This window comes from Nitratireductor sp. ATLC21, assembly GCF_057196525.1.
In genome coordinates this window covers 1,401,752-1,418,587 of sequence record NZ_JBXUOU010000001.1, presented here as the reverse complement: position 1 = coordinate 1,418,587, position 16,836 = coordinate 1,401,752, and the positions used below count along the sequence as shown (strand labels likewise).

The window sequence follows — 16,836 nt, the reverse complement described above, 5'->3', positions numbered from 1 at the left end:
CATGGAATTCTTGAACGATGTTCTGGTGCAGCCCTTCGCCGATATGGCGGCGGCCCCCGATTTCCTGCTTCAGGTGCTCTGGGAAGGGCTCGTCGGCGGGGTGCTCTACGCGCTGATCGCGCTCGGCTTCGTGCTGATCTACAAATCCTCGCGCATCTTCAATTTTGCGCAGGGCATCATGGTGGTGTTTGCTGCGCTGACGCTGGTGGGCCTCTATGAAAAGGGCGTTCCTGCCCTGCTTGCGCTGCCGCTCACGCTGGCCGTAATGCTGGTGCTTGCCATGACGATCGAGCGCGTGGTGCTGCGGCCGCTGGTCAACCAGCCCGACATCATCCTGTTCATGGCGACCATCGGTATCACGCTGTTCCTGATCGGCTTCGGTGAACTGATCTTCGGCGGCGAGAACAAGGTGATGATCACAGAGCAGCTGTTCATCCCGACAGGCAGCATCGTGTTCGAGCCGTTTGGCGGCTTCGTCTCCATCGAGGAAAAGGATTTGACGGCGGTCATCGGCGCCATGGTGCTGGTGGCGGCTCTTCTGGTCTTCCTCAACAAATCCAAAATCGGCCGCGCCATCCGCGCGCTTGGCGATGACCATCAGGCAGCTCTCTCGGTCGGCATTTCGCTTTCCACCATCTGGGTGATCGTCTGGTTTATCGCCGGTGTCATCGCGCTTGCCACGGGCATTGTCTGGGGCGCGCGGGCCGGTGTGTCCTTCGCGCTGGAGGTCATCGCCTTCAAGGCGCTGCCGGTGCTCATGCTCGGCGGTCTGGAAAGCGTCATGGGCGCGATCATCGGCGGGCTGGCCATCGGCATTCTGGAAAAGCTCTTCGAGATTTATTGGGGCCAGCCGCTGCTTGGCGGCAACACCGAAGCCTGGTTCGCCTACATGCTGGCGCTGCTCGTGCTTCTCTTCCGCCCGCAGGGGCTGTTTGGCGAAAAAATCATCGAGCGGGTATAATTCATGTTCTACCGCACAGCAGGCCAGTTCAAGACGAGTTATGAAGCCGATCACGCGCTGTTTCCGGTGCGGCAGGATGCGTTTCTGCTCGGCGTCGTCCTCGTCTTCGCCTTTGTCATCTTCCCGCTTACGGCGAGCGAATTCACCTTCCGCGCGCTGTTGATCCCGGTATTGATCTATTCGCTGGCAGCCCTCGGCCTCAACATTCTCACGGGTTATGCGGGACAATTGTCGCTCGGCACCGGGGCCTTCATGGGCGTGGGCGCCTATGCCTGCTACAAGCTCATCACCATCTTTCCGGAAATGAACATCGTGGTGGCGATTGCGATGTCCGGCTTTTTTTCTGCCGCCATCGGCGTGCTGTTCGGCCTGCCTTCGCTGCGCATCAAGGGGTTCTACCTCGCCATTGCCACGTTGGCCGCGCAGTTCTTTCTCGTCTGGCTGTTCCAGAAATGGGCATGGCTCTACAATTACAACGCGTCCGGCGCGATCCAGGTGCCCAATATCGAGATGTTCGGCATCACTGTCGCCGGTCCGCGTGCCACGGCTATCACGCAATATTACTTCGTTCTCTGCGTTGTCTGCGTGATCACCTTCTTTGCCATCAACATCACGCGCGGGCGCATCGGCCGCATGTGGAAGGCGGTGCGCGACATGGATATCGCCGCAGAGCTTGTGGGCATCAATCTGATGCGCTCCAAGCTCATGGCCTTCTTCGTTTCATCCTATGTGGTGGGCATTGCCGGCGCGCTGTTCGTGTTCCTGTGGCGTGGTGCGGCGGAGGCGAACCTGTTCGACATTCCATTGTCGTTCCGCGTCCTGTTCATCGCTATTATTGGCGGGTTGGGTTCGATCCTCGGCAATTTCCTCGGCGCCATCCTTATCGTTGCCCTGCCGGTCATCATCGGCAGTGTGCCGCAAGCCTTCGGCCTCCCGCTCGATTCAGCCATGGTCGAGCATTTGAACATCATGATCATCGGTGCGCTCATCATCGCCTTCCTGATCATCGAGCCGCACGGGCTCGCGCGATTCTGGGCGATGATCCGCGAGAAATTCATTCTGTGGCCTTTCCCGCATTAGGCGGAAAAGGTGTCTGAGACGGGGATTGTTCGCCCCTTCCTTTCGGAGAACGGAACAAGTGGAGGAGAGAGTATGAAGAGAATGCTCAGAAATGCGATCCTGTCGTCAGCCCTTCTTGCTGCCGCCTGCTTCGCCGTCCCTGCTGCCGCGCAGGACGAGGCCATCTACATTCCAAACCTGGCCTACCGCACGGGCCCCTTCGCGGCCACCGGCACACCGCTCATGAACGGCCAGCGCGATTACATCACGCTGTTAAACGAGCGCGATGGTGGGCTGAACGGCGTCAAACTCGAATATGACGAGTGCGAAACCGGTTACAACACCGAGAAGGGTGTCGAGTGCTACGAAAAGACCAAGGCGCGCGCCGTGGTCACGCAGCCCTGGTCGACCGGCATCACGCTTCAGGTCCTGCCCAAGTCGAATGTCGACAAGATCCCGATCCTCGCGCCCGGCTATGGTTTCTCGCCCATGGCCGACGGAAAGGTGTTCCAGTGGGCTTACAATCCGCCGTCATCCTATTGGGATGGCGCGTCGATGATCCTGAAGAACATCTCGGATGGCAATCTCGACAGTCTGAAAGACAAGAAGATCGCCTTCCTGCATCTCGATCATCCGTTCGGCAAGGAGCCTCTGCCCCTGCTTGAAGTGCTGGCCGAAAAGCATGGCTTCAACCTGGTTCCGATCCCGGTCGGTTTGACCGAAATGCAGAACCAGTCGGCGCAGTGGCTGCAGATCCGCCGCGAGCGTCCCGATTTCGTGGTGATGTGGGGCTGGGGTGCGATGAACGCCGGCGCCATCACCGAAGCGGTAAAGACCAAATATCCGATGGACCAGTTTGTCGGTGTTTGGTGGTCCGGCCATGATGGTGACCTCAAGCTGGTCGGCGACCAGGGCAAGGGCTACCGTTCCATTTCCTGGAGCGTGCCGAATTCCGAGGCTCCGCTCATGGCCGACATCAAGAAATATGTTGTCGATGCCGGCAAGTCGCAGATCAACCAGTCTGAAGGCGAGTTCGATTCCGTCTTCTATCAGCGCGGTTTGATGATCTCCGTCATTCTGGTCGAGGGCATCAAGGCCGCTCAGGAAGAGTTCGATGTGCGCAATCCCAGCCCGGAGCAACTGCGCTGGGGGCTGGAAAACATCGATCTCGATGAGGCGCGGCTGAAGGAGCTCGGTGCCGAAGGCATGCTCGTCCCCTTCAGCACCTCATGCGCCGATCACACCGGCCATGGTGGCGGCTGGATGCTGCAATGGGATGGTGCCAAATTCGTCAAGGCATCGGATCTGCTGACACCCGACCGTGCCGAGATCGAAAAGCTGGAAGCTGAAAAGGCCAAGGAATACGCGGAAGCCAACGCGCCCTGGCCGGTCAATGAAGAGTGCAGCATGTAGGCGCTTTTCGCCACGGCTCCCCGCTGCGTGCGGGGAGCAATTCTCCGAGACGTCTCCGAGACATGGGAACCGACGGCATGACGACATCAGCGCCCGCGCCGCAGACAGACGAGCAGATCCTCGAAGTCAACAATATCGAGGTCATCTACGATCACGTCATTCTTGTTTTGAAAGGCGTTTCGCTCTCGGTGCCGCGTGGTGGCATCACCGCGCTGCTTGGAGCAAATGGAGCGGGCAAGACCACGACCCTCAAAGCCATTTCCAACCTGCTCCATGCGGAGCGCGGCGAGGTGACCAAGGGCTCGATCCTGTTCGGTGGTGCCGAAGTCCAGAACCTTTCGCCGAACGATCTTGTGCGGCGTGGATGCATCCAGGTCATGGAGGGGCGGCACTGTTTCGGCCATCTCTCGGTGGAGGATAATCTGCTGACGGGCGCCTTCACCCGGCGCGACGGGCAGGCAGCGATCCGCGAGGATCTGGATCTCGTCTACTCCTATTTCCCCCGCCTGAAGGAACGGCGCAACTCGCAGGCCGGCTACACCTCAGGCGGCGAACAGCAGATGACGGCAATCGGCCGGGCGCTCATGTCGCGACCGAAGATGATCCTGCTTGACGAACCCTCCATGGGGCTTGCACCGCAACTGGTCGAAGAAATCTTTGAGATCGTCAGAAAGCTGAATGAGGAGCAGGGCGTCTCCTTTCTTTTGGCAGAGCAGAACACCAATGTGGCGCTGCGCTATGCCAAATACGGTTACATTCTGGAATCGGGCCGGGTCGTGCTCGATGGTGAGGCGAAGGCGCTGCGCGAGAATGAGGACGTGAAGGAGTTCTATCTCGGTGTCGGCGGCGAGGGCCGGCGCTCTTTCCGGAACGTCAAACACTACAAGCGGCGCAAGCGCTGGCTCTCGTGATTCATGCGTTTTTTGGAGCGTAGCGTCTGAATTGTGGAACACCATTCCACGTCGAACGAACTGATTTTTCCACATTCCGTACCGTTTCCGTGAAATCAGTTCTGTTCTGGTGCCTCAAACCGCATTGGATTGTTCATGCGGCAATCCTCCCATTGCCCTTCCGTCATCTTTTCGCTATCTCCCAAGACCAATTCTATTCCCATGGGGTTTTGAGATGGCAGAGAATTTGCCGGCCGGACCGGCCGAAACGGGCGCGGAAATGGACTACGCCGAACACGAAAAGACCTATGATCTTTTCCTGGCCGTCATCAAATATTCGAGCGTCGTGGTTGTCGCCATTCTGATCGCAATGGCATTTGGTTTCTTCACCTCCGCTGGTTTCTTCTCCAGCACCGTTCTCTTCATTCTGATCTCGGTGATCGGCAGCTGGCTGCTGCGCTAGGAGCCATTCTGCCGTGACGTGACGTGCGGAGCCGCTCCCTCGGCTCCGTGAATTGGGGGGACGGTCCAACCGAAAGGATATGACGGTGGGACAAAGCATATTTGTGCCTAAAGAAATTGACGTAACGGAAGGCCGTGTTGCGGTCTCTCCGGAAACGGTCAAGCGATTTGTAGGTCTCGGCTTCGACGTGATCGTCGAGAAAAACGCAGGCGAACAATCGCGCATTGTCGACAGTGAATTTGAAAAGGCCGGCGCAAAGATCGGCAAGGCGTCCGATGCCGGCAAGGCCGATGTCGTCCTGAAGCTGCGCCGTCCGACACCTGCCGAGGTGAAGACCTACAAAAAGGGTGCGCTCGTCCTCGCCTCCATGGATCCATATGGCAATGAGGGTGACGTCGCCGCGATGGCATCAGCAGGCGTCACCGCTTTCGCCATGGAGTTTATGCCGCGCATCACGCGCGCCCAGTCCATGGATGTTCTGTCCTCGCAGGCCAACCTTGCCGGTTACCGCGCCGTGATCGATGCCGCCGCCGAATATGATCGCGCGCTGCCGATGATGATGACCGCCGCCGGCACCGTGCCTGCCGCCAAGGTGTTCGTCATGGGCGCCGGCGTTGCCGGCCTTCAGGCCATCGCCACGGCGCGCCGTCTGGGTGCTGTCGTCACCGCCACCGACGTGCGTGCGGCTGCAGGCGAGCAGGTCCAGTCGCTCGGCGCGAAATTCATCATGACCGAGGCCCTGAAGGATGCTTCGGGCGAGGGCGGGTATGCCCGCGAACTGACCGACGAAGAAAAGAAGGCCCAGGCCGAACTCGTCGCCGAACACATCGCCAAGCAGGACATCGTCATCACCACGGCGCTCATTCCGGGCCGGCCTGCGCCGCGTCTTGTCAGTGCCGATATGGTCAAGTCCATGAAGCCCGGCTCCATCATCGTCGACCTGGCAGTCGAGCGCGGTGGCAATGTGGAAGGTGCAAAGGCCGGAGAGGTCGTCACAACGGCCAATGGCGTCAAGATCATCGGCCATCTCAATGTGCCGGGCCGCGTTGCCGCATCCGCATCGCTTCTTTATGCGAAGAACCTCTACACCTTCCTGGAGACCATGGTCGACAAGGAGAAGAAGGTGCTCGCCGTCGATATGGAAGACGAGCTGGTGAAGGCCACCATGCTTACCCATGACGGCAAGGTCGTGCATCCCAATTTCGTCGACACCGCAAAACCCGCTGCCAAGGCCGCCGCGCCGAAAAAGGCGCCAGCCCGCAAGGCGACGCCGGCGCGCAAGCCCGCAGCCAAGGCTGCTGCCGGCTCCGCCGCGGCGAAGAAAACGGCAGGAAAGCCGGCTGCTGCGTCCAGCGCTGCCGATAAGCCTGCCGCAACCAAATCGGGGGGAGAATCCTGATGGAACCAACCGCACTAGAAAAGGCGCTCGACCAGCTCGACAGCGCCGCGGCGAGCGTTCGCGCCGCCATTGAAGGCATGCAGGCGGCCGAAGTCGCCGATGCCGCCGGCGCGCTTGCGCATGGCGCATCCGGTGGCGCGATCGACCCGTTCGTCTTCCGCTTCGCCATTTTCGTTTTGGCGATTTTCGTCGGCTACTACGTGGTCTGGTCGGTAACGCCGGCGCTGCACACGCCACTCATGTCGGTCACCAACGCGATCTCGTCGGTGATTGTCGTTGGCGCGCTGCTGGCCGTGGGCATTTCCGCTTCCGGCCTTGCCACCGGCTTCGGCTTCATCGCGCTCATCCTGGCGTCGGTGAACATCTTTGGCGGCTTCCTCGTGACCAGCCGCATGCTTGCCATGTACAAGAAGAAGGACAAGTGACGTGAGCGCCAATCTTGCATCCTTCCTCTACCTCGTTTCCGGCATTCTCTTCATCCTTGCGCTGAGGGGCCTGTCGCATCCCACAACCAGCCGTCAGGGCAATGTCTACGGCATGGTCGGCATGGCCATCGCCATCGGCACCACGCTGCTCTACGCAACGCCGTCCTTTGGCGGGTTTGTGCTCATCGTTGTTGGCCTCGCCATTGGCGGTGGCATCGGCGCGGTGATTGCCAAGCGCATCGCCATGACCGCCATGCCGCAGCTCGTGGCGGCCTTCCACTCGCTTGTCGGCCTTGCCGCCGTCATGGTGGCTGCTGCCGCCCTCTATGCGCCCGAAAGCTTCGGCATCGGCGAACTGGGCGCGATCCACGCCCAGGCGCTTGTCGAGATGTCGCTCGGTGTCGCCATCGGCGCGATCACCTTTACCGGTTCCATCATCGCCTTCCTGAAGCTTGATGGTCGCATGTCCGGCAAGCCGATCATGCTGCCCATGCGGCATGTGGTGAATGCGGGCCTTGCCATTGCGCTGGTCGTCATGATCGTGTTGCTCGTCACCACGCAGAGCACGACCATTTTCTGGCTGATCGTTGCCGCCTCTTTGGTGCTGGGTGTTCTCATCATCATCCCGATCGGCGGCGCAGACATGCCGGTCGTCGTGTCGATGCTCAACTCCTATTCGGGCTGGGCCGCAGCCGGCATCGGTTTCACACTCGGCAATCTTGCGCTCATCATCACCGGTGCTCTGGTCGGCTCTTCCGGTGCGATCCTGTCCTACATCATGTGTAAGGGCATGAACCGCTCCTTCATCTCGGTCATTCTCGGTGGCTTCGGTGGCGAGACGGCTGCCGCCGCCGATGACGGGATCGACCGCACCGTCAAGCAGGGCTCCGCCGACGATGCGGCCTATCTGATGGCGAATGCGCAGAAGGTCATCATCGTGCCGGGTTACGGCATGGCGGTCGCGCAGGCGCAGCACGCTCTGCGTGAATTGGCCGACAAGCTGAAGGAAGCAGGCGTCGAGGTGAAATACGCCATTCACCCGGTCGCAGGCCGCATGCCCGGCCACATGAACGTGCTGCTCGCCGAGGCGCAGGTGCCTTATGACGAGGTGTTCGAGCTCGAAGACATCAACTCCGAGTTCGCCCAGGCAGACGTTGCCTATGTCATCGGCGCCAATGATGTGACCAACCCGGCCGCGCGCGACGACAAGTCCTCGCCGATCTATGGCATGCCAATCCTTGACGTGGACAAGGCGCGCACCTGTCTCTTCGTCAAGCGCTCGCTCGGCTCCGGCTATGCCGGCATCGACAATACGCTGTTCTACAAGGATGGCACGATGATGCTGCTGGGCGACGCCAAGAAGATGACGGAAGACATCGTCAAGGCGATGGATCACTGACACAAAAGACTGGCATCAAAGAAAAGCCCGGCGCGAAGCCGGGCTTTTTTGTTGCCGGGTGGGGCAGGGGATGATCACTCGGCAGCAGATGTGGAGCGCAACTGAAACTCGCTCACGCCCAGCGCGACATTGATGCCGGTCTTGCCTTCAAGGCTCACAGGCTGGAGCATCAGGCTCTGGCTGTCCTGGGTAACGAGAATGTTCGCGCCAGCGCCAAGACCGGCTGCGACCTCCGCGCTCACACCAGCATAATCGCCTTCAAGTGCGCCCGGAGCATAGGCATCAGCCGTGGGAGCCATGACCAGCCACTGCATCTGCGTGGCGTCCTTGACGCCCACATCCAAACCGAACTTGTTCACGACACCCACATAGGTTTCAGGCGGACGGCTGTCATCGGCCGGCTCGAATGTGCATGCCAGTTCCTGGGAGGAGGCGATCACCACGCCGGCACCGCCTTCGATGACACAGTCGAGGACACCGACTTCCACACGCTCTTGGGAAAGGGCAGGTGCGGCGGCTGCGGCCGTCAGGACGGAAGCGAGAATGATTGCTTTTTTCATCACTGGAACTCCTTTTGTGGTCCGGGCTCAAAACACGCCACTGCAAAGAAGGTTCCAGATAAATTTGTGCACACATTGTGAGGGCAAAAAAAAGCCCCGGCTTAGATGGTCGGGGCTAAGATTCTGATAAATATGAGAAATCAGATGCGTGTGCGGGCCAGACCATCGCGGGCGGGCATATATTCCGGATCGAGCTGAAGGGCGCGTGCGTAGGATTTCGCAGCCTTCTCCTTGTCACCACGCTTTTCGTAAACGAGAGCCTGATTTGCCCAGCTTTCGGCCAGATCATCATCAAGCCGAATGGCTGTGTTGAAATCGGAGAAGGCGTTTTCATCGTCGCCTTGCGCCAGATAGGAGAGCCCGCGCCCATTATAGCCGTAAGGAGCATCCGGCGAGAGCGAGATCGACTTGGCAAAATCCTCAATGGCAAACTGATGCTGGCCGCTTGCCTGATATAGCAGACCGCGACGGTAATAGGCCCGTGGATCCGTCGTGTCGAGCTGGATGGCCCGTTCCAGATCTGCAAGAGCATCGGTTGACCGGCCAGAGAGGCGATAGATTTCTGCACGCCCGATATAGGCGGTGTCATAGTTGGGATCGAGTGAGATCGCCTGATTGTAGTCCGCCAGCGCCTGCTGATTGTTGCCCATGTAGCGATGGATCAAGGCACGATTGGCATACGTGTTCGGTGAACGTGGGTTCAGCGAGATTGCTTTGTCGAAGTCCTTCAGCGCGTCCTGGTACCGGCCCGCGCGGCCGTAAGCCGCGCCACGCATGTTGTAGGCTTCCGGTTCATTGGGGGTTCTCTGGATGACCGCACTCAGCGAGCCGATGTTCTCGGCGGAACCCTGCGCAGTGTCGATTCGACTCAGATCGGTGGCTGGATTGGTGGCGGTTTGGCAGGCCGCCAAGGGCAGAAGCGCTGCGAGAGCAAGGCCCGCAAGCATCTTGCGCGAAGTGCGGGACGGGGACGTGTCGAAAGAAGTCATGCCACTTAATGCCATAAGCCGAGTGTCAAACCAAGCCATTGCCGTCCCCATGCAAAAAGTCATCGGATATGCGAAAACGCGGCACGACCAAAAGATCGTACCGCGTCCTCTATAAGCAAAAATCGTCGAAAGCTGGGCGCTATCAGCGGGCGCCCGGACGTCCGCCGACCAAACCTTCGCGCTGAGCGCGCTTGCGCGCCAGCTTGCGTGCGCGGCGAACGGCTTCAGCCTTTTCGCGTGCGCGCTTTTCTGACGGCTTTTCGTAGTGCCCACGCATCTTCATCTCGCGGAAGATGCCTTCGCGCTGCATTTTCTTTTTCAGCGCGCGAAGCGCCTGATCAACATTGTTGTCGCGGACGAGTACCTGCACGTGGGTTTCCTGTCAGAACGTTGGTCTTCGATATGTTCAGCATTGAATTCAATTTTTCCTTTGCCCATGGGCAAAGGGTTCCGCGGCAGAATTCAGCCACGAATAGCGGTGGCACATAGCAGAAGCATTGCCCGCTGTCGAGTGATTTCTTGTGGACGCCTCTTTCGAGAGCTTATTCCTTCCTTCGCGTTAACGTAGAGAAAAGGATGCGCTACTACACAGGCGTGTTCTGCATATTGGAGTATATCGACATGGCGAATGGATATGGACGGGCTGTCGCCGGCTCTGGAACGGGCGCCATGCGGCTTGGTTTTGGCGCGGCGACTTTTGCACTGGTTGTCGGCTCGGCTGTCTACGGCGAGGTGGTCCATGGATATGGCTTGTTGCGCAAGGGCGACCCTGATTTCACGCCCTTCGGCCGCGCCCGTATTGGTTTTTCTGCCCTTGCAGCTTTGCTCTTGTACTTTGCTTTGAGACCTGTGATCCAAATTCTTCCAGTCAGGATCGAAGATCGCAGTCGGGTGATGGTTGGCATCGTTCTGGCTGCCGCGTTTCTCCTGGCTGTCGCAGCCGCTGTTCATTTCGTACCCACGGCACTGAATGATTATGTGCGTGAAATGCAGCCGCTTGGCATGGCCACGGAAGTCTTGCTCATTGCAGCCATTGGAAGCCTCTTGATGGCCGCCTGGGGCGCGCGTGGAAAAAGAGAGGGACGTCTGCTCGCCATTTTTCCGCCTGCGCTGGTGCTCACGGGCATGGCTGGTGTGGTGTTTCTTATTCTCATGGAGGAGATGTCGTGGGGACAGCACTGGATTGGTTGGGCCACTCCGGAGTTTTTTAGCCGGAATGTGCAGAACGAGACGAACCTTCACAATTTCTACACCTATCAATTCGAGGCAATCTATTACACGAGTGCTATCTTCTGCTTCATTGTGATGCCGTGGTGCTGGCCGCGCGGTGCCGGCGCGTTTTTCGCCCAGGTAGAGCCCTATCTGCCGTCACGCTTCTTTGCGTTGATGGCGCTTCCGGTCGCTTCGCTGATGTACGAAGCCTGGAACATTGTCCCCTATCAGGTCTGGTATTTTCTGGGCCTGATGATCGGTGTCGACATTGCCCGGCGGATTCAACCTGCAAGACTGCGCGCAGCTGCCTTCGGATTGGTGATCGTCTATGCCCTCACCATGCTGGTGTTTCTCTTTGGCGGAGAGGCGATGGTGGATGGGTACGAACTTTCCGAGGTTCGAGAATTCTATATCGCTTTTCTCTTCCTGGCGTTTGGCGGGATGCTGATGGAGCGTTTTTCGGGCGAGACACCACTTTTCAGGCAGACGAAAGCCCATCAGGAAGATTGACGCAAAACGGCAATCTCCGTCGCAATCAGTGCAAGGCATTGCCTCGTATTTCGCTACTGCTAGGCTGATATCCGGGGCGTCCGTTTGCAAGGCGCCTTGATTGTCTGCGGGGAGGCCCATGCGCAAATATTCTGTCTTCGCTATCGCTCGCGAGGCCATGCGTGGTCACAGGGGCTGGCCGCAACAGTGGCCGTCTCCCGAGCCGAAGAAGAACTACGATGTCATCATCGTCGGGGCGGGCGGTCATGGGCTCGGAACGGCCTATTACCTTGCAAAGGAGCACGGCATCACCAATGTTGCCGTGCTGGAGAAGGGCTGGCTCGGCGGCGGCAACACGGGCCGCAACACCACCATCATCCGCTCCAACTATCTCTATGACGAGAGCGCGGGCATCTACGATCATTCCGTCAAACTCTGGGACGGGCTTTCGCAGGATCTGAATTACAACGTCATGTATTCACCGCGCGGCGTGATGATGCTGGCGCACAATGTGCACGATGTGCAGGTGTTCAAACGCCATATCCATGCCAACCGGTTGAACGGCGTGGACAATGAGTGGTTGACGCCCGAAAAGGCGAAGGCCTACTGCCCGCCGCTCAACATTTCGCGCGAGGCCCGCTATCCGGTCATGGGCGCGGCGCTGCAAAGGCGCGGCGGCACGGCCCGCCACGACGCGGTTGCCTGGGGTTATGCGCGGGCCGCCGCCGCGCGTGGTGTCGACATCATCCAGAACTGCGAGGCCACCGGCATCAATCGCGGGCCGGATGGCGCCGTCACCGGCGTGGAGACCACGCGCGGCACCATCGGCGCGAAGAAAGTCGGCGTTGTTGCCGCCGGCCACTCTTCGGTGTTGATGCAGATGGCGGGCGTTCAGGTGCCGCTGGAATCCTACCCGCTTCAGGCGCTGGTGTCGGAGCCGGTCAAGCCGGTCTTCCCCTGCGTGGTCATGTCCAACACGGTCCATGCCTATATCTCCCAGTCCGACAAGGGCGAACTGGTCATCGGGGCAGGCACGGACCAATACACCTCCTATTCGCAGACCGGCGGGCTGCACATCATCCAGCACACGCTCGACGCCATCTGCGAGATGTTCCCGATCTTCACCCGCATGAAGATGCTGCGGTCGTGGGGCGGCATTGTGGATGTCACGCCAGACCGCTCACCCATTCTCGCAAAAACGCCGGTCAGCGGGCTTTATGTCAATTGCGGCTGGGGCACGGGCGGCTTCAAGGCGACACCGGGCTCGGCGCATGTGTTTGCCCACACGATCGCGCGCGACGAGCCGCATCCCATCAACGCGCCCTTCACGCTGGAGCGGTTCCGCAATGGTCGGCTTATCGACGAGGCGGCTGCCGCCGCCGTGGCGCATTAGGCGCAAGGGGATATCATGCTTCTCATTCACTGCCCCTATTGCGAGGAAGACCGACCGGAACTGGAGTTTCGCCATGCCGGCGAGGCGCATATTGCACGGCCTCGAAACATGGCCGAACTATCGGATGAAGAGTTCGAGCGCTTCTTCTTCATTCGCTCAAACCCCAAGGGCGTTGTCTATGAGCGTTGGCGGCATACCCATGGCTGCGCCCGCTTCTTCAACGCCGCACGCGACACCGTGTCGGACAAGTTTTTGATGACATACAAGGCTGGCGAGCCGAAGCCCGATCTCGAAGGGGAGGGCAAGTGATGACCCAGCCCTTCCGCCTCGCCACCGCTGGCCGGCTTGGCAAGGCCGATCCCGTTGGTTTCACCTTCGACGGCAAGTCCTTCGAGGGGCTTGCCGGCGACACGCTTGCATCGGCCCTGCTTGCCAATGGCGTGCATCTTGTCGGTCGCTCCTTCAAATATCACCGCCCGCGCGGCATGGTCTCCGCCGGTGCGGAAGAGCCCAATGCGCTGGTCGGCGTTCACCGGGATGCTGCCCGCAAGGCGCCCAATGTGCGGGCCACCGTTCAGGAAATTTACGAGGGGCTGAACGCGGTGTCGCAAAACCGCTGGCCCTCGCTCTCCTTCGATATCGGCGCGCTCAACGATCTGGCATCGCCCTTCTTCTCCGCCGGCTTCTACTACAAAACCTTCATGTGGCCGAAGGCCGCCTGGGAGCGGGTCTACGAACCCTTCATCCGGCGCGCTGCCGGTCTAGGAGAGGCACCTGACCGGCCCGATCCGGACTGTTACGCAAACCGTTTCGCCCATTGCGACGTGCTGGTCATCGGCGGCGGGGCTGCCGGGCTTTCCGCAGCGCTTGCTGCCGCCGATGCGGGCGCGCGTGTCATTCTGGCTGACGAACAGGCGGAAACGGGAGGCGCGCTGCGCTTTGAGACCGGCGCGATGATTGACGGCAAGCCCGGCTGGGACTGGGCGCGGGCCGTGGCGGCTGATCTCGCCGCGCGGGACAATGTCCGGCTTCTCACCCGCACAACGGGTTTCGGCTACTACGCACAGAATATGGTGGGGCTCGTCGAGCGGCTGACCGATCATCTCGCGAGCCCTGCGCAAGACCATCCACGTGAGCGGCTCTGGCAGGTGCGGGCAAGGCGCGTGGTGCTCGCCACAGGGGCCATCGAGCGGCACATGGTGTTTCCCGACAACGATCGGCCGGGCATCATGCTGGCGTCCGCCGCCCGCACTTATCTCAACCATTACGGGGTAGCGGTCGGGCGCAATGTGGCGGTTTACACGGCTGAAGACAGCGCATGGCAGGCGGCCATCGATCTGAAACGTGCAGGTGTTGCAATTGCTGCCATCGTCGATTGCCGGCCCGATCCGCAGGGACCGCATGTGGAGGAGGCGCAACGTCTCGGCATTGAGTGCCTGACGGGGCATGCCGTCACCGGCACGGGCGGCCGGCTCAGGGTTTCATCCATAAAGGTAGGACCGATTTCCGGCGGTGCGGAGCGCACGATCGCCTGCGATGCGCTCCTGACCTCGTCCGGCTGGACGCCAGCCGTCCACCTCTTCTCGCAGTCGCGCGGCAAGCTTGCCTTTGATGCCGAAACACAGCGCTTCCTCCCCGGCCAGACGGTTCAGGAACTGATCTCGATTGGCGCATGTGCAGGCAGCGTCGATCTGGAGGAGACGGTGGCCGACGCTCTGAAGGCCGGTCATGAAGCTGCCGGCGCATCCGGCAATCCACCAAAGCTTTCTTCCAATAGCACCGAGCGCTGGAGCGGCGGCATGCTGGGTGCGGGCGAGGGGGCAGGGGCGGAAAGCACCGCCAAGGCCTTTGTCGATTTCCAGAACGATGTGACCGCGAAGGACATCCGCCAGGCGGTGCGCGAGGGCATGCGCTCCATCGAGCACGTCAAGCGCTTCACCACCACCGGCATGGCGACCGATCAGGGCAAGACGTCCAACATGCACGGTCTCGCCATCGCGGCCGAAATGCTCGGAAAACCCATTCCCGACGTCGGCCTCACCACCTTCCGCGCGCCCTATACGCCCGTCACCTTCGGCGCGCTTGTGGGCCACGGCAAGGGCCGCCTGTTCGAGCCGGTGCGCCGCACGCCCATGCACGACTGGGCAGCAGCCCATGGTGCCGTGTTCGAGGATGTCGGCCAGTGGAAACGCGCCTGGTATTTCCCGAAGCCCGGTGAGGATATGCACGCCGCGGTCGCCCGCGAGTGCCGCACGGTGCGCCGGAGTGCGGGCATTTTCGACGCCACCACGCTTGGCAAGATCGAGGTCGTCGGCCCGGATGCCGCGCGCTTCATGGAGCTGATCTACACGAACCCGTGGCAGAAGCTCGGTGTCGGGCGCTGCCGCTATGGCGTCATGCTGCGCGAGGACGGGTTCATCTATGATGACGGCGTGGTGGGGCGGCTTGCCGAAGACCGCTTCCACGTGACCACCACGACCGGCGGCGCACCGCGCGTGCTCAACCATATGGAAGACTATCTCCAGACCGAATTCCCGGATCTGAAGGTCTATTTGACTTCCACCTCGGAGCAATGGGCGGTGATCGCCGTTCAGGGACCGAAAAGCCGCGACATCATCGCCCCGCTGGTGGAAGGGATCGACCTCTCCGACGAGGCGATGCCGCATATGTCGGTGCGGGAAGGGATGATCTGCGGCGTGCCAACGAGGCTTTTCCGCATGTCGTTCACCGGCGAGCGCGGTTTCGAGATCAATGTGTCGGCCGATTATGGCCGCGCCGTGTGGGAGGTCGTCTGGGCGGAGGGCGAGAAGCACGGCGCCTGCGCCTATGGCACCGAAACCATGCATGTGCTCAGAGCAGAAAAAGGCTTCATCATTGTCGGGCAGGAGACGGATGGCACCGTCACGCCGCACGACGCCGGGCTTTCCTGGGCGATCGGCAAAAAGAAAACGGATTTCGTCGGCATGCGCGGTCTGATGCGCCCGGACCTCGTGGCTCCCGGGCGCAAACAGCTCGTGGGCCTGAAAACGCGCGACCCGAACACGGTGCTGGAAGAGGGCGCGCAGGTCGTCGCTGACCCGCAAGCGCCGGTGCCTGTGCCTATGCTCGGCCATGTCACCTCCTCCTACTGGTCGGAGAATTGCGGGCATTCCATCGCATTGGCGCTGGTTGCTGGCGGGCATGAACGCATGGGTGAGACGCTTTATGTGCCCATGCCGGATGGCGCGATCGAAGTGGAGGTCACCTCCACCGTTTTCTTCGACGAGAAGGGAGAGCGCACCAATGGCTGACACGATTGCACGCGCCAACGCGCTCGAAGGCCGCTTTCTCAATGATGAAGGCATCACGTTGGTGCGCGCGGAGCCAGCCACACGGCTTTCTCTGCGTGGGCGGAAGACTGCGGTAAAGTCTCTCTCGAAGGCCCTGGGTCTCGATTTGCCACAGCGCCCGAAGGCGTCCACCACCAAGGATGGTCGCGTCGCCCTCTGGCTTGGCCCGGACGAATGGCTGGTGATCGACGAGACCGAAGCCGATCTGGTCGGTGTGTGTGCCTCGGTCAGGGCATTCCACTCTGCCGTGGACGTCTCGCATCGCAACACGGCGGTTCTGGTTTCCGGCCCGCATTGCGAGACTGTGCTCAATGCCGGATGCCCGCAGGACCTTTCTCTGGTTGCCTTTCCGGTCGGTGCCTGCTCGCGAACCGTTTTCGGCAAGGCTGAGATCGTTATGTGGCGCACTGGCAGCGATGCTTTCCGGGTGGAGTGTTGGCGCTCCTTCTCGGATTATGTCTTCATGCTGTTGGAGCAGGCTGCCCGCGACCGATGATCGGCGTAGCGTGGAACCGGACAGGCTGTTCCCGCATTGACCTGAAAAGGGAAGACATCAATGCAGCCTGACCACAAGAAACCGAGTTCTGAAACCAAAACCGAGAAGATGGAAAAGGAAGAAGCCCTAAGGGAAGGGCTGGAAGAGAGTTTTCCAGCGAGTGACCCGGTTTCCGTGACGCGCACAACCCGCACCGGAGCGCCGGGGGAGTTCGCGAAAAAGCCTCCGAGGGAGGCGACGGACCAGGAGGAACTCGAGGAAGAGCTGGAAGAAGGTCTCGAGGACACGTTTCCAGCGAGCGACCCTGTGTCCGTGACCTCGACGACCCACACGGGGCGACCCAAGAGAGAGCGCTAGCG

17 protein-coding genes are annotated in these 16,836 nt (G+C 60.5%); 14 read left to right on the top strand and 3 right to left on the bottom strand.

Annotated elements, in window-relative coordinates; genetic code table 11:
- The first annotated feature begins 1 nt into the window (after position 1).
- The 8 genes from AC2CHD_RS06955 to AC2CHD_RS06920 all read left to right on the top strand — a co-directional run bounded on the left by AC2CHD_RS06955 (position 2) and on the right by AC2CHD_RS06920 (position 8,009).
- Positions 2 to 961 carry a branched-chain amino acid ABC transporter permease gene (locus AC2CHD_RS06955; protein WP_065815812.1) on the top strand — a complete coding sequence of 320 codons (960 nt, stop codon included), beginning with the start codon at positions 2 to 4 and terminating at the stop codon, positions 959 to 961.
- A 3-nt stretch (positions 962 to 964) separates the two neighbouring features.
- A complete protein-coding gene (locus AC2CHD_RS06950; protein WP_484553049.1) occupies positions 965 to 2,041 on the top strand; it encodes a branched-chain amino acid ABC transporter permease in 1,077 nt (358 codons plus the stop codon).
- Positions 2,042 to 2,113: 72 nt separating this feature from the next.
- Positions 2,114 to 3,433, top strand: a complete 1,320-nt coding sequence (locus tag AC2CHD_RS06945) for an ABC transporter substrate-binding protein (protein WP_484553048.1) — start codon at positions 2,114 to 2,116, stop codon at positions 3,431 to 3,433.
- Positions 3,434 to 3,510: 77 nt separating this feature from the next.
- Positions 3,511 to 4,344: an ABC transporter ATP-binding protein gene (locus tag AC2CHD_RS06940; RefSeq protein ID WP_484553047.1), complete on the top strand. Its 834-nt coding sequence runs from the start codon at positions 3,511 to 3,513 to the stop codon at positions 4,342 to 4,344.
- 214 nt (positions 4,345 to 4,558) lie between these two features.
- Entirely contained in the window at positions 4,559 to 4,786 is a 228-nt protein-coding gene (locus AC2CHD_RS06935; RefSeq protein ID WP_229448380.1) for an aa3-type cytochrome c oxidase subunit IV, read from the top strand.
- An 85-nt stretch (positions 4,787 to 4,871) separates the two neighbouring features.
- A complete protein-coding gene (locus AC2CHD_RS06930; protein WP_484553046.1) occupies positions 4,872 to 6,185 on the top strand; it encodes a Re/Si-specific NAD(P)(+) transhydrogenase subunit alpha in 1,314 nt (437 codons plus the stop codon).
- Entirely contained in the window at positions 6,185 to 6,610 is a 426-nt protein-coding gene (locus AC2CHD_RS06925; protein WP_007008832.1) for a proton-translocating transhydrogenase family protein, read from the top strand. Before AC2CHD_RS06930 ends, AC2CHD_RS06925 begins: the two co-directional genes overlap by 1 nt.
- A gap of 1 nt (position 6,611) precedes the next feature.
- Positions 6,612 to 8,009, top strand: coding sequence for an NAD(P)(+) transhydrogenase (Re/Si-specific) subunit beta (locus tag AC2CHD_RS06920; RefSeq protein WP_229448384.1), 1,398 nt, complete (start codon positions 6,612 to 6,614; stop codon positions 8,007 to 8,009).
- A gap of 74 nt (positions 8,010 to 8,083) precedes the next feature.
- Here the strand turns inward: AC2CHD_RS06920 and AC2CHD_RS06915 are convergent, their stop codons facing one another.
- The 3 genes from AC2CHD_RS06915 to rpsU all read right to left on the bottom strand — a co-directional run bounded on the left by AC2CHD_RS06915 (position 8,084) and on the right by rpsU (position 9,928).
- On the bottom strand, positions 8,084 to 8,569 hold the full coding sequence (locus tag AC2CHD_RS06915) for a DUF992 domain-containing protein (protein WP_484553045.1): 486 nt from the start codon (positions 8,567 to 8,569) through the stop codon (positions 8,084 to 8,086).
- A gap of 140 nt (positions 8,570 to 8,709) precedes the next feature.
- Positions 8,710 to 9,558, bottom strand: a complete 849-nt coding sequence (locus AC2CHD_RS06910; protein WP_229448386.1) for a tetratricopeptide repeat protein — start codon at positions 9,556 to 9,558, stop codon at positions 8,710 to 8,712.
- A gap of 142 nt (positions 9,559 to 9,700) precedes the next feature.
- Positions 9,701 to 9,928, bottom strand: coding sequence for a 30S ribosomal protein S21 (rpsU, locus tag AC2CHD_RS06905; protein ID WP_007008828.1), 228 nt, complete (start codon positions 9,926 to 9,928; stop codon positions 9,701 to 9,703).
- Positions 9,929 to 10,134: 206 nt separating this feature from the next.
- Between rpsU and AC2CHD_RS06900 the strand changes: the two genes are divergently transcribed.
- From AC2CHD_RS06900 to AC2CHD_RS06875, 6 genes are all read left to right on the top strand, one after another.
- On the top strand, positions 10,135 to 11,280 hold the full coding sequence (locus AC2CHD_RS06900; RefSeq protein ID WP_484553044.1) for a hypothetical protein: 1,146 nt from the start codon (positions 10,135 to 10,137) through the stop codon (positions 11,278 to 11,280).
- 118 nt (positions 11,281 to 11,398) lie between these two features.
- On the top strand, positions 11,399 to 12,652 hold the full coding sequence (locus AC2CHD_RS06895; protein ID WP_484553043.1) for a sarcosine oxidase subunit beta: 1,254 nt from the start codon (positions 11,399 to 11,401) through the stop codon (positions 12,650 to 12,652).
- A gap of 15 nt (positions 12,653 to 12,667) precedes the next feature.
- Positions 12,668 to 12,961: a sarcosine oxidase subunit delta gene (locus AC2CHD_RS06890; RefSeq protein ID WP_484553042.1), complete on the top strand. Its 294-nt coding sequence runs from the start codon at positions 12,668 to 12,670 to the stop codon at positions 12,959 to 12,961.
- The gene (locus tag AC2CHD_RS06885) at positions 12,961 to 15,942 is read left to right on the top strand and encodes a sarcosine oxidase subunit alpha (RefSeq protein WP_484553041.1); all 2,982 of its coding nucleotides are present in this window, start codon (positions 12,961 to 12,963) and stop codon (positions 15,940 to 15,942) included. The genes AC2CHD_RS06890 and AC2CHD_RS06885 overlap by 1 nt, the downstream gene beginning before the upstream one ends.
- Positions 15,935 to 16,477 carry a sarcosine oxidase subunit gamma gene (locus tag AC2CHD_RS06880; RefSeq protein WP_484553040.1) on the top strand — a complete coding sequence of 181 codons (543 nt, stop codon included), beginning with the start codon at positions 15,935 to 15,937 and terminating at the stop codon, positions 16,475 to 16,477. Before AC2CHD_RS06885 ends, AC2CHD_RS06880 begins: the two co-directional genes overlap by 8 nt.
- Positions 16,478 to 16,537: 60 nt before the next feature.
- Positions 16,538 to 16,834 carry a hypothetical protein gene (locus AC2CHD_RS06875; RefSeq protein WP_484553039.1) on the top strand — a complete coding sequence of 99 codons (297 nt, stop codon included), beginning with the start codon at positions 16,538 to 16,540 and terminating at the stop codon, positions 16,832 to 16,834.
- The last annotated feature ends 2 nt before the right edge of the window (positions 16,835 to 16,836 follow it).